Source organism: Sphingomonas prati (genome assembly GCF_014643515.1).
GTDB classification, from domain to species: Bacteria; Pseudomonadota; Alphaproteobacteria; order Sphingomonadales; family Sphingomonadaceae; genus Sphingomonas_R; species Sphingomonas_R prati.
On sequence record NZ_BMJP01000001.1, the window covers coordinates 1,376,441 to 1,388,897 of the forward strand.

Below are 12,457 nucleotides of genomic sequence, written 5' to 3' on the forward strand. Positions count from 1 at the left end.
TGGGCGCGTGGCCGGCAAAGCAACCCGACCCGGACATGCGAACGGCCGCCCCCTGGCTCGGGGACGGCCGCACGGCTGCCAGATACAGACCTTACTTGAACGAAGCGCGGACCGAGAAGGTGAAGCGTCGATCGTTGATGAACCAGTTGCGTGGCCGGGTCAGCAGGTCCGAATTGATGACGTAGGACGTCCGGGTGATCGACTTGCCGAGGTTCACCCCCTGGAAGCCCATCCGGATCTCCGGCGTCACCGCGTAGAAGATCGAGGCGTCGAGCTGGCCGTATTTCTCGGCATAGACCGGCGCGTTCGGCGCGATCACGTCGCGGATGGTCAGCAGGTTGCGCGACCGCCAGTTATACGCCGCGCGCAGCTCGAGCCCGTTCTTCTGATAGAAGGGTCCGATATTATACTGATACTTGGACAGCCCCTGCAACGACAGGCGACCCGTATCGACCGACGAAATGATGCCCGCCGCCACGTTGGGATCGTTCGGGTCGAGCTGCTGCTGCGATACGCCCGACGACTTCACATAGGTGAAGTTGGCGGACAGGCCGAGCCCCGACAGGAAACCGGGCAGGAAGTCGTAAGTCTGCTGGTAGCCGACCTCGAACCCGCGGACCTTGCCGGTCTCGTCCGAATTGACCGGCGTCGTCACGATCGCATCGAACGATGCGCCGTTGTTGGTGAACGTCTGCCGCTGCGTCCCCACCGACTGCACACCGTGCAGGTTCTTGGCGAAGGCGGAGAAGGTCAACTGACCCACGTTGGAGAAATACCACTCCGCGGTTAGGTCGAGATTGTCCGCGGTCACCGGCTTCAGGAACGGGTTGCCCACGTCGAAGATCGCGACCGGCCCGTTGTTGAACAGGATTGTCTGGTCGCTCGTGTTCAGGCTGACATTGTAATAGGAACGCGTCAGCAGGAAGTCCGGCGGCGCTACGCTCTTGGCGAACGCCACGCGGAATTGCAGGCCGCCACCGACGCCCAGCTTCAGGTTCACGCTCGGCAGGAAATAGTCGTAGGTGAGCTCGACGTCGTTGGGCGTCAGCGCGCCGTTCTGGAACAGCGCGGCCGCGGCCTGGGTCGCCGCCGGCAGCGAGCAGAAGCGCGAGATCGCCGAGCCATCGGTCGGCGCAACGCAGTTGAACGACTGGTTGGGGAACGCGAAGAAGCCCGACGAGATGCGCTTCGTCTCGGTGTAGCGCACGCCGACATTGCCGCTCACGTCCCAGCCGTTCGACAGGTCGTTGCCGAACCGTACCGATACATAGGCCGCGTTGTTCCGCTCCGACACCGGGTTCACCTCGCCCGGGCGGAACGGCGTTCCCGCAAGCACGCCGCTGCGCTGTGCCAGCGGCACCCAGCCGTCGGCACCAGAATTGGTCGAGGTGTAGCTCCGCCATTCCTGCGCGATCTGCTGGATCTGCTGGATCGCCTGGCCATAATTCTGCAGCTGCGATCCCGGGTAGAACAACCGCCCGCCGTTGGACGGATCGTTGGCCTGCCCGCGGAAGAAATTCTCGTACAGGAACGCTTCCTGCGGCGCGGTCGCCCCGGTCGTGCGTGTCGCCGGGTTGCCGTCGATCGGACGGTCGAACCAAACCGGGCCGCCACCGGCACCCGGAAGGTTTGAACCCGGATTAGCCGGATCAGGTGCACCACCGCCCCAGATCTCGCTCAGCACGCCCCAGTTATAGGCGGACGACCGGGCCTGGTTCTGGCGATCGGAGAAACGATAGCCGACACGGACCGAATTCAGCCAGCTTTCTTCCGGGAAGGAATAGTCCAGATCGATCCGGGCCGAATCCTCGTTGCCCTCGCTATCCTCGATATGATCCATCGCGGACCGGTAGAAGCTGTTGGACGGATCGGTGTAGTTCGGGTTCGCGAAATAGTTGCTCGTGCCCTTGTTGGCGACGGGCACGAAATCGACGAACGCCGGCTTGTTGCCGTTCAGTTTGATGTCGGCATTCTGGTACGTCGTGCCCCACACGGTCAGGTCGGTGACCTTCACGGTCGACCAAACATGCTGATAGTCGACGCTGATGCCCAGCCGCTTGGTCGGCTGCCACTTGAAGTTGAAGCTCGCGTCGTTCGTCACGAACCGGCTCTGGTTGCCGCGCGCGATGTTGTTGCTCTGCAGGCCGTTCTCCGGCGTGCGACCGTCGCCGCCCGGCTGCGAATCGGCGCGGAAGCCGTTGGGTCCGGTGATCAGGCCGCTGGTGAACGCATTATCGTCGTCGAACGTGAAGCTGGTGCCCGGGAACGGCTGTGAATCGCCCGCCGCCAGCACGTTGTCGGTCGCGACTTCGATCGAATTCTCTGTCCAGTTCTCACGCGAGTCGGTGCGCAGGAACTGCGCCGTCGCAGTCATCGACCGGTCGAGGCTGCGCCACTGACCCGCGGCGGAGTAACCGTAGCGCGTGCGGTTGAATTCCTGGCTGCGGCTGGCCGCACCGCGCGGCACATAGACCGTCGTGCCTTCGTTCGGTACGTTGTTCGCATCGAGCGGCTGCAACAGCCGGCCGTCCGCGGTCAGGACGCGCGCACCCCAGTTCGAGATCTGCACGCTGTCGGCGCGCGACCGGACCTGCGAGCGCACGAAGCTGCCCAGCAGACCGAAATCGCCGATGCCCGTCGCCCAGCGATCGCTGACCAGCGCGGACAGCGTCGGCGAGGACTTCTTGACGAAATCGCCGTAGTTGTTCTCGAGCGTCGCGCCGAATGTGAAGCCGTTGGAATCGAACGGCACGCGCGTGCGCAGGTTGACCGTGCCGGCGATGCCGCCCTCGATCATGTCGGCGGACGGGCTCTTGAACACGTCCACGCCGCCCAGCAGTTCGGACGGCACGTCGGCGAACGACAGGCCGCGGCCGTTGCCGGCGCTGAACGAGTCGCGGCCGTTGATCTCCGACCGGGTGTAGGTCAGGCCGCGGACGACGACGCCCGAGCCTTCGGTCGCGAAATGGTCGGGGTCGGCGCCGGCGGAGAAGCGGCTGATCGACACGCCGGGCACGCGCTGCAACGCTTCGGTCACGGACCGGTCGGGCAAGGCACCGATGTCTTCGGCGGAGATCGAGTCGACCACCACTTCGGAATTACGCTTGATCGCCTGCGCGCTCTGCAGGCTGCGGCGGATGCCGGTGACGATGATGTCCTGCGCGCCGGCGGCTTCCTGCGGCGTCGCGGTTGCGGCCTCGGCCTCGGTCACGACGGCGCCGCCCGACGGGACCTGCGCGTTGGCGGATGGCTGCGCGGCGGCCGGGTTGGCCTGTGCGAAGGCGATCTGCGGTGCCGCGAGCAACGTCAGCACCATGATCGACGCGCCGCTTTTCAGCGCAAGCGCCCGATCGCACACACGCGACGTTCCGCAAACGGTCTGCATCTCGGTCATCCCCTTACATCGTGTTATCGCTACCAGAATGGCGGGCGTCACGTTGAAATCAGCACTACTGTTTGTTTTGTCAGTCAGCTAGTCTCAAAACTGACATATCGAGTAACAAACGTACCAAAGCGCGCTATTTGTGGCGTAGCGGTAACAGTCGGCACCGGAGAGGGTGATCGTGGCGGACAAGAGACAGCGCATCGTGGTCGTCGGTGGCGGCACGGCGGGGTGGATGACGGCCGCAACATTGGCCTGGGCCTTCGCCGGCCGGCTCGCGGACATCGTGCTGATCGAATCGGAGGAAATCGGCACCGTCGGCGTGGGCGAGGCGACCGTCCCGCACATCCGCTACTTCAACCAGCGGCTGGGCATCGACGAGGCCGATTTCGTCCGCCGGACCAAGGCGACGTTCAAGCTCGGCATCGAATTTCGCGACTGGGGCCGGATCGGCGACAGCTATATCCACCCGTTCGGCGATTTCGGCCACGACATCGCCGGATTGCCGTTCCACCACCACTGGCTGAACGCGGCACGCGCCGGCACCGCGCCTTCGCTGGAGGCCTGCTCGCTGCCGATCGTCGCGGCGCGCGCCAACCGCTTCGCCCCGCCCTCCGCCGATCCGCGCGCGGTCGGGTCGACCTTCTCCTACGCCTACCAGTTCGACGCCTCGCTCTACGCCGCCTACCTCCGCGACTATTCCGAACGACGCGGCGTCTCGCGCGTCGAAGGGCGCGTGACCGCGGTCGATCGCGGCGACGCCGGCGTCGCGGCGGTCCGGCTGGCCGACGGCCGGCGGATCAAGGGCGACCTGTTCGTCGACTGCTCGGGCTTCCGCGGCCTGCTGATCGAAGGCGCGCTGGAGGCGGGCTATGAGGACTGGTCGCACTGGCTGCCCTGCGACGCCGCCTGGGCCGTGCCGTGCAGCAACACCGGCCCGCTCACCCCCTATACCCGCGCCACCGCGCGCGAGGCCGGCTGGCAATGGCGCATCCCGTTGCAGCATCGGACCGGCAACGGCCATGTCTTCTCGACGCGCTTCACCGACCCGGACGTCGCCCGCGCCCGCCTGCTCGACACGCTGGAGGGCGAGGCACTTGCCGAACCGCGCATGCTGCGCTTCCGCACCGGCCGCCGCCGGTCGCAATGGATCGGCAACACAGTCGCGATCGGCCTGTCGGCGGGCTTCCTCGAACCGCTCGAGTCGACCAGCATCCACCTGATCCAGCTCGCGATCGGCAAGCTGATCGAGCTGTTCCCCGCCGACGGCGCCGTCGATCCGGTCGACATCGCGGAGTATAACCGCGCGATGGCGCTGGAGTATGAACGCGTGCGGGACTTCCTGATCCTGCATTATACCGCCACAGAGCGTGACGACACGCCATTCTGGCGGCATGTCCGCACGATGGAACTGCCGCCCTCGCTGGTCGAGAAGATGGCCGAGTTCCAGGATCGCGGCATCGTCGCCGCGTACCGGGAGGGCATGTTCCTGCCGGCCAGCTGGCTCGCCGTCTATTATGGCCAGCGGATCGTGCCGCAACGCCCGCACCCACTGGTCGCCGCCGTCCCGCCCGAACAGTCCGCCGCCCATGTCGCCGCGGTCGCCGCCGCCTGCCGCCGCGCCGCCGATGCGATGCCGGGGCATGCCGACCACATCGCCGCGATCGGCGCCGCCGCATGATCGAGACTGTCGCGATCCTGGGTGACACGCTTTGCGGCTGGATCGCCGCCGCGGCCCTCGCCCGCCGCCTGCCCCGCGCAGAATACCGCGTGCTGGTGATCGACACCGGCGCGCGTGGCGACGGGCTCGGCGACTTCGCGCCGCTGATCGCGGTCCCGCCAGCGCTCGCCGCCTTCCACGCCGATCTCGGGCTCGACGACCGGCAACTCGTCGACGGCACCGGCGGCGGCTACGCGCTTGGCACCGTGCTCGCCGGCTGGCGCGCGGACGGGGCGACCGGCTTCCTGTCCTACGGCGAAACCGGTGCCCCGCTCGACGGCATCGCCTTCCGCCACCTCGCCGCGCGGCTCCGCTCGGCCGGCCAGACCGTCCGGTTCGCAGACCACGCAATCGCCGCGCTCGCCGCCCAGTCCGGCCGCTTCGATCCCGCCGCCCCGATCGATCGTGGGTTGCACTTGGACTCGTCGCTGTACGCCCGAATGCTGCGCAGCATCGCCTGCAACAACGGCGCCGAAAACGCGTCCGCCCCCCTCCGCGATATCACCACCGACGGCCCGATCGCGACGCACCTCACGCTCACCGACGGCACCACAGTCGAACCCTTCCTGCTGCTCGACTGCACCGGCACCGCCCCGACGGACGCCCCGTTCGAGGACTGGTCGCACTGGCTCCCCTGCAACCGCACCGCGACCGAGACCGTCCCCGCCGACGGCGCCCCCCCCCCCTTCGCGCAAGTCGATGCACAGGACGCCGGCTGGGTCATGGGCTGGCCGCTCGACGGCGCCGACGTCCGCGTCGCGTGCAGCGTCGACGGCGCGGGGCGCAGCTTCCGCCAAGGCGCGCTGGCCGCCCCCTGGACCGGCAACCGCATCGCGCTCGGCGCCGCGTCCTGCCTGCTCGAACCGCTCCACCCGACCGCGCTGCCGCTGCTGCTGAACGCGCTCGTCCGGCTGATCCAGTATTGGCCGGCGGACCGCACCGATCCGGTCGCCAGCGCCGCGTTCAACCGCGGCACCACTGGCGAACAGGCCCGCGCCCGCGATTTCGTCATCGCGCAATATGCCGCCGCGGGCCGCCCCGGCGCCTTCTGGAACGCACGCCGAACCACCGAACTACCCGACACCGTGGTCGCCAAACGCGACCTGTTCGCCGCCCGCGGCCGCCTGCCGATGTTCGACGACGAACCTTTCGAAGAGGAGGACTGGGCCGCCATGTTCGATGCGATGGGCGTCGTCCCGCGCCGCCACGATGCGCTGGCGGACTTACTCCCCATCCCCGCGATCGAACGCCATCTCGCCGCACACCGCGCCGCGATGATCGACCGCGTGCGCAGCCTGCCGCCCTATGCGCAGGTCGTCGCCCGTCGCCGGGCCGTCGCATGACGATCGGCGCCCCCGTCCGCAGCGTCGTCATCGTCGGCGGCGGCACCGCCGGCTGGATGACCGCCGCCGCCCTCGCCCGGCTCGTCCCCACCGGCACCGCCGTCACGCTCGTCGAATCCGACGCGATCGGCACCGTCGGCGTGGGGGAGGCGACGATCCCGCCGATCCGCGCCTTCAACGCCATGCTCGGCATCGACGAGGCGGAGTTCCTCGCCGCCACCGCCGGCAGCTTCAAGCTTGGCATCGAATTCGTCGACTGGGCCGCCCTTGGCGAACGCTATCTCCACCCGTTCGGCGGCTTCGGCTTCGATATCGAGGGGGTCCGCTTCCACCAATATTGGCGCCGCCGCCGTGCGGCCGGGGTGGACGAGGATATCGGCGACTATGCGCTGTGCGCCGTTGCCGCCCGCGCCGGACGGTTCGCGCCGCCCTCCGCCGATCCTGCCTCGATCCTGTCGCAGATGAACCACGCCTATCATTTCGACGCCGGGCTCTACGCGCAGTTCCTCCGCGCCCGCGCCGAACGCGGCGGCGTCCGCCGGATCGAGGGCGAGATCGTCGAGGTCACGCTCGACGGCGAAACCGGCCATGTCCGCCACGTGGCGCTGGCCGGCGACCGCATCGTCGCGGGCGACCTGTTCATCGACTGCTCGGGCTTCCGCGGCCTGCTGATCGAGGAGGCGCTCGGCGCGGGCTACGAGGACTGGACACGCTGGCTGCCGTGCGACCGCGCCGTCGCGATGCCCAGCGCGCGCACCGACCGCGCAATCGCGCCCTTCACGCGCTCCACCGCGCGCCCCGCCGGCTGGCAATGGCGCATCCCGCTGCAGCACCGCACCGGCAACGGCTATGTCTATTCCAGCGCCTATGTCTCGGACGACGAGGCCGCCGCCACGCTGGTCGCCAATGTCGACGGCCGCCCGCTTGCCGATCCGCGCGTGCTGCGCTTCACCGCGGGCCGGCGGCGGCGGCAATGGATCGGCAACGTCGTGGCGCTCGGCCTTGCGTCGGGGTTCGCCGAACCGCTCGAATCGACCAGCCTCCACATGGTGCAGACCGGCATCTCAAAACTGCTCGCGCTGTTCCCGGACCAGGGTTTCTCGCCCGTCGAGATCGCGACCTACAACCGGCTGGCGGAGGTCCAGTTCGATCAGGTCCGCGACTTCCTCGTGCTCCACTATCACGCCACCCGCCGCACCGATTCGCCCTTCTGGCGTGATGCGCAGACCCGCGCGATCCCGGACGCGCTGGCCGAAAAGATCGCGCTCTGGCGCCGCCGCGGCCGGCTGTTCCGGTGGGAGGACGACCTGTTCGCCGAACCCAGCTGGGTCGCGGTGCTGCTCGGCCAGGGCATCGTGCCGGAGGGCTGGGACCGGCTGGCCGACGGCGTCCCCACGCGCGAGATCGATGCGCGCTTCGACCGGCTGCGTACCATGTTCGCCGACGCCGCCGCCCGCATGCCGCGGCACGAGGACTATCTGGCCAACACCTGCCCCACCCGAGTCCGCGCCGCATGACGGACGGCCCGACCACGTCGCGCCGGATCGTCATCGTCGGCGGCGGCACCGCCGGCTGGATGGCCGCCGCCGCGTTCGGCCGCCTGCTCGGGCCGGCAGGAACGCACGTCACGCTGATCGAGTCGGATGACATCGCCACCGTCGGCGTGGGCGAGGCGACGATTCCGCCGATCCAGACCTTCCACGCCATGCTCGGGATCGACGAGGCCGCCTTCCTCCGCGCCACCGGCGGCAGCTACAAGCTCGGCATCCGCTTCGAAGGCTGGTCGCGCCCCGGCGACTCCTACGTCCACCCGTTCGGCCAGGTCGGCACCGACATCGCCGGCCACCCCTTCGCCGCCCAATGGCTCCGCGCCCGCCAGGCCGGCCTGGCCGAGCCACTCGAGCACTATTCGCTCGAGGCCCGCGCCGCGACCGCCGGCCGCTTCGCCCGCCCCATCCCGAACGGCGACTCCCCGCTGTCGCGGGTCGGCTACGCCTATCATTTCGATGCCGGCCGCTACGCCGCCTTCCTCCGCGCGCATGCCGAGGCGAACGGCGTCGTCCGGCGCGAGGGCACCGTCGTCGCGGTCGACCGCGGCCCGGCCGGCATCGCCGCGGTCCGGCTGGCGGACGGCAGCAGCATCGAGGGCGACCTGTTCGTCGACTGCTCCGGCTTCCGCGCGCTGCTGATCGAGGGTGCGCTCGCCGCCGGCTGGGTCGACTGGTCCGAACAGCTCCCCTGCGACCGCGCCGTCGCGGTGGCCTCCGCCGCCGATGTCGCCCCACTGCCGCTCACCCGTTCCACGGCAAAGGCAGCCGGCTGGCAATGGCGCATCCCGCTCCGCCATCGCACCGGCAACGGCCATGTCTTCTCCAGCTGCCACATGGGCGAAGACGAGGCGACCGCGATCCTGCTTGCCGGGTTGGAGGGCTCGCCCGTCGGCACCCCCCGCGTCCTGCGCTTCACCACCGGCCACCGCCGGCATTTCTGGTCGGGCAACTGCGTCGCGCTCGGGCTCGCCGCCGGCTTCATGGAACCGCTCGAATCGACCAGCATCCACCTCGTCCAGCGCGGCATCCAGCACCTGCTTCAGATGCTGCCGGGCGCGGGCGCCGACGACGCGATCGTCGCACGCTACAACCGCATCATGACCGCGGAGTTCGCCCGCATCCGCGACCTCCTCGTCGCGCATTACCATCTGAACGCCCGCCCCGAACCCTTCTGGCGCGAACGTGCGGCACTCCCCCCGCCCGCCGGCCTCGCCGAAAAGCTGGCGCTCTACCGCAGCGGCGGACGCATCTTCCGCGAATCGGACGAGCTCTTCAACGAACAGAGCTGGCTTGCCGTGCTCGCCGGGCAATCCGCCCCGCTCGACGGTCACGATCCGGTCTGCGACGCGCTGCCGCTCGACGCCGTCGCCCGGCGGATCGCGGCGATCGAACGCGTCGTCGCCACCGCGCTCACCCACATGCCCCCCCATGCCGACGCCCTCGCGCGGCTGGCCTCCTGATCGGAACCCCGATGCTCCCCGCGCTCGCCCTGCTGGCCGCCGCCACGATCAACCTGAACCAGCTCGGCTTCCGGCCCGGCGACCCGAAACAGGCGATCGTCGCCGCCCCCACCCCCGCCCCGCTCGACTGGCAGATCCTCGACGCCACCGGCACCGTCGTGCTCCGCGGCAGAACCACGGCCGGCACCGACGACGCCGTCTCCGGCGACCGCGTCCACATCGCGACGTTCGACACGCTGACCAGGCCCGGCGCCTACCGCCTGCGCGCCGCCGGCGTCGAAAGCGGCACCTTCCAGGTCGCCCCCACGCTCTACGCCCCGCTCGCCCGCAACGCGCTCGCCGTCTTCTATCACCAGCGCGCCGGCACGCCGATCGAGGCGCGCTACGTCGGCGCCCGCTGGGCCCGCCCCGCTGGCCACGCGCCCGAAATCGCCGCCTGCTTCGCCGGCAAGGACGAGGCCGGCACCGTCTGGCCCGGCTGCCCGACCAAGCGCGACGTGACCGGCGGCTGGTACGATGCCGGCGACCACGGCAAGTACGTCGTCAACGCCGGCATCTCCGCCTGGACGCTCCAGAACCTCTACGAAACCGGCTTCGCGCGACGCCTGTTCGCCGATGGCCAGGCCCGCCTGCCGGAGTCGGGCAACGGCCGCGACGACCTGCTCAACGAAGCGCGGTGGGAGGTCGAATGGATGCTAAAGATGCAGGTCCCGCCCGCCACCCGCATGGCGCTCCCGATCGGCCCGCAACCGAAATCGACACCGCTGACGCTCACCCCGGTCGACGCGGGCGGCATGGCGTTCCACAAGGTCGCCGACGCGCGCTGGACCACCATCCCCACCGCCCCCGCCGACGACCGCCAGCCGCGTGTGCTTTACCCGCCCTCCACCGCCGCGACGCTCAACCTCGCCGCAGTCGCTGCGCAGGCCGCCCGCCTCTGGCGCACCACCGACCCCGCCTTCGCCGCGCGGTGCCTCGCGGCCGCCCGACAGGCCTGGACCGCCGCGGTCCGCAACCCGGACATCCGCGCCGCCACCGCCTTCACCGGCAGCGGCGGCTACGGCGACGACAATCTCGCCGACGAACGTGCCTGGGCCGCCGCCGAACTATTCGCCACCACGGGCGAGGCGACGTACCGCGCCGCGCTTTCCGACGGCCCCGCCACCGTCCCCGGCTGGGCAGACGTCGCGACGCTCGGCACGATCACGCTGGCGGTCGCGGACGGCGTCCCCACCAAGATCCGCGACAACGCCCGCGCCCGCATCGTGACCGCCGCCGACGGCTTCCTGGCCGAGGTCCCGCGCAGCGGCTACCGCATCCCCTACGCGTCGCAGAAATATGACTGGGGCTCGAACAGCAACATCCTCAACCGCGCCGTGCTGCTCGGCCTGGCCGCGCGTTTCACCGGCTCCGCCCGCTACCGCGCCGGCGCGGTCGACGCCGCCGACTATGTGCTCGGCCGCAACCCGCTCGGCCAGTCGTTCGTCTCCGGCACCGGCTGGAAACCGCTTCAGAACCCGCACCACCGCTTCTGGGCGCACCAGGTCGACGCGGCACTCCCCCCGCCACCGCCCGGCGTCCTGTCCGGCGGCCCCAACAACACGGCAATGGCCGATCCCGTCGCGGTCAAACTTAAGGGCCGTTGCGCTCCGCAACGCTGCTGGGCCGACGACATCAACGCCTATGCGCTCAACGAGATGGCGATCAACTGGAACGCCCCGCTGGTCTGGGTGGCGGCATATCTGGACGCGGGCGGGAGCGCTCCAACCGAGAAGGCCAACTGACCCCGCCCCCTACGCCCCCCACCCGCTTGTCCTGAGTAGGGACTGAGCGAAGCCGAAGGCCCGTATCGAAGGATCGGCCCCATGCTTCGACACGAGCCCTCGATACGCGCCGCGGGCACTACTCGGGCGCTACTCGGCACGAACGGGTTATCGAGCCCCCACCCTCACCGCTTCGCAAGCGCCGTCAGCAGATACCGCCGGATCCGCTCCGACCGCTCGTCGCTCCCTGGCCCAAGCACGCCCCGCGCCGCCGCGGGCAAATGATCCCCCGCCGACGCCGCATCGTCCCCGAACACATAATGGTCGAACCACGCGCGCCACCCGGCCTTCTCCGTCTCCGGCCGGTCGCGCACCGCCATCAGCGCGTGGACCAGCGCATGGAACGCCGAATTGGCCGGATCGAACGTCCACCAGTAATTGCACAGCACGTTCAACGTCCCGAACGCCTGGACATGATGCCACCAGATCGCCGGCACGAACAACGCATCGCCCGGCGCCAGGTCCGCGACCAGCGCATGCTCCAGCGCCGCGGCGTAACGCGGATAGCGATCGAGGTCGGGCGCCAGCGGATCGACCATGCTGGCCGGCGGCCCGGCCAGCGTCCGGTCGAGCGGCCCGATATACAGATTGCCGACCTGTTCCGGCGGAAACAGCGTGAAGCGCCGCTGCCCCGCCACGACGCAGGCCAGGTTGGTCGACCCGTCATAATGCGTCGCGGTCTGCGTCGCGTTGCCGATCCACAACCGCGGCGTCGCCCCACCCAGCGGGAGGTCGAGCGGGTTCGCCGCCGGCCAGCCCGGCAGATGTTCCGGCGCGGTCGCGGCATTGGCATACAGCGTATGACGCTCGCCCGCCGGCACCGTCGCCAGCCGTAGCAGTTCGGACAGCAACGCCCCCAGCGGCGCCTTCTCCCGGTGGAAGTTGAACCCTTCCAGATGGTCGCCGCGATAGAAGAACCGCCCGCCATATTCCGGCCCGCCGATCAGCACCTCCATCGGCCGCCCGCCATCGCCCAACCCGGCCAGATAATCCGCGGTCGCACGGTCGCCGCCCGCCGCCGCGCGAACGCTCGCCCAGTGCGCGACCTGCCCACGCAGCACCAGCGGCGTACCGCGTGGCGCCACCTCCGCGGCAAAGGTTGCGGCATCGACGGCGGGGCGCGCGTCTACGCGGGCGTCGGTCGCCGCGGGATGGTCGATCTTCATCCCGACGACCTAC

7 protein-coding genes are annotated in these 12,457 nt (G+C 69.7%); 5 read left to right on the forward strand and 2 right to left on the reverse strand.

What is annotated here, in order from left to right:
* Nucleotides 1-91: 91 nt before the first annotated feature.
* Nucleotides 92-3,394 (reverse strand): TonB-dependent receptor, encoded by a 3,303-nt coding sequence (locus tag IEX50_RS06355; RefSeq protein WP_157175137.1) that lies wholly within the window; start codon nt 3,392-3,394, stop codon nt 92-94.
* 169 nt (nt 3,395-3,563) lie between these two features.
* On the opposite strand from IEX50_RS06355, the gene IEX50_RS06360 reads away from it, so the two are divergent.
* The 5 genes from IEX50_RS06360 to IEX50_RS06380 are packed head-to-tail and all read left to right on the forward strand — an operon-like array spanning nt 3,564 to nt 11,239.
* Nucleotides 3,564-5,063, forward strand: coding sequence for a tryptophan halogenase family protein (locus tag IEX50_RS06360; RefSeq protein ID WP_198350608.1), 1,500 nt, complete (start codon nt 3,564-3,566; stop codon nt 5,061-5,063).
* Complete coding sequence (locus IEX50_RS06365; protein ID WP_157175136.1) at nt 5,060-6,445, forward strand: tryptophan 7-halogenase; 1,386 nt, start codon at nt 5,060-5,062, stop codon at nt 6,443-6,445. The genes IEX50_RS06360 and IEX50_RS06365 overlap by 4 nt, the downstream gene beginning before the upstream one ends.
* Nucleotides 6,442-7,962, forward strand: a complete 1,521-nt coding sequence (locus IEX50_RS06370; RefSeq protein WP_157175135.1) for a tryptophan halogenase family protein — start codon at nt 6,442-6,444, stop codon at nt 7,960-7,962. The genes IEX50_RS06365 and IEX50_RS06370 overlap by 4 nt, the downstream gene beginning before the upstream one ends.
* Nucleotides 7,959-9,455, forward strand: a complete 1,497-nt coding sequence (locus IEX50_RS06375; protein WP_157175134.1) for a tryptophan halogenase family protein — start codon at nt 7,959-7,961, stop codon at nt 9,453-9,455. The genes IEX50_RS06370 and IEX50_RS06375 overlap by 4 nt, the downstream gene beginning before the upstream one ends.
* 11 nt (nt 9,456-9,466) lie before the next feature.
* A complete protein-coding gene (locus tag IEX50_RS06380; protein ID WP_157175133.1) occupies nt 9,467-11,239 on the forward strand; it encodes a glycoside hydrolase family 9 protein in 1,773 nt (590 codons plus the stop codon).
* Between the two features lie 164 nt (nt 11,240-11,403).
* Here the strand turns inward: IEX50_RS06380 and IEX50_RS06385 are convergent, their stop codons facing one another.
* Nucleotides 11,404-12,444, reverse strand: a complete 1,041-nt coding sequence (locus IEX50_RS06385; RefSeq protein ID WP_157175132.1) for a cupin-like domain-containing protein — start codon at nt 12,442-12,444, stop codon at nt 11,404-11,406.
* Nucleotides 12,445-12,457 lie beyond the last annotated feature (13 nt).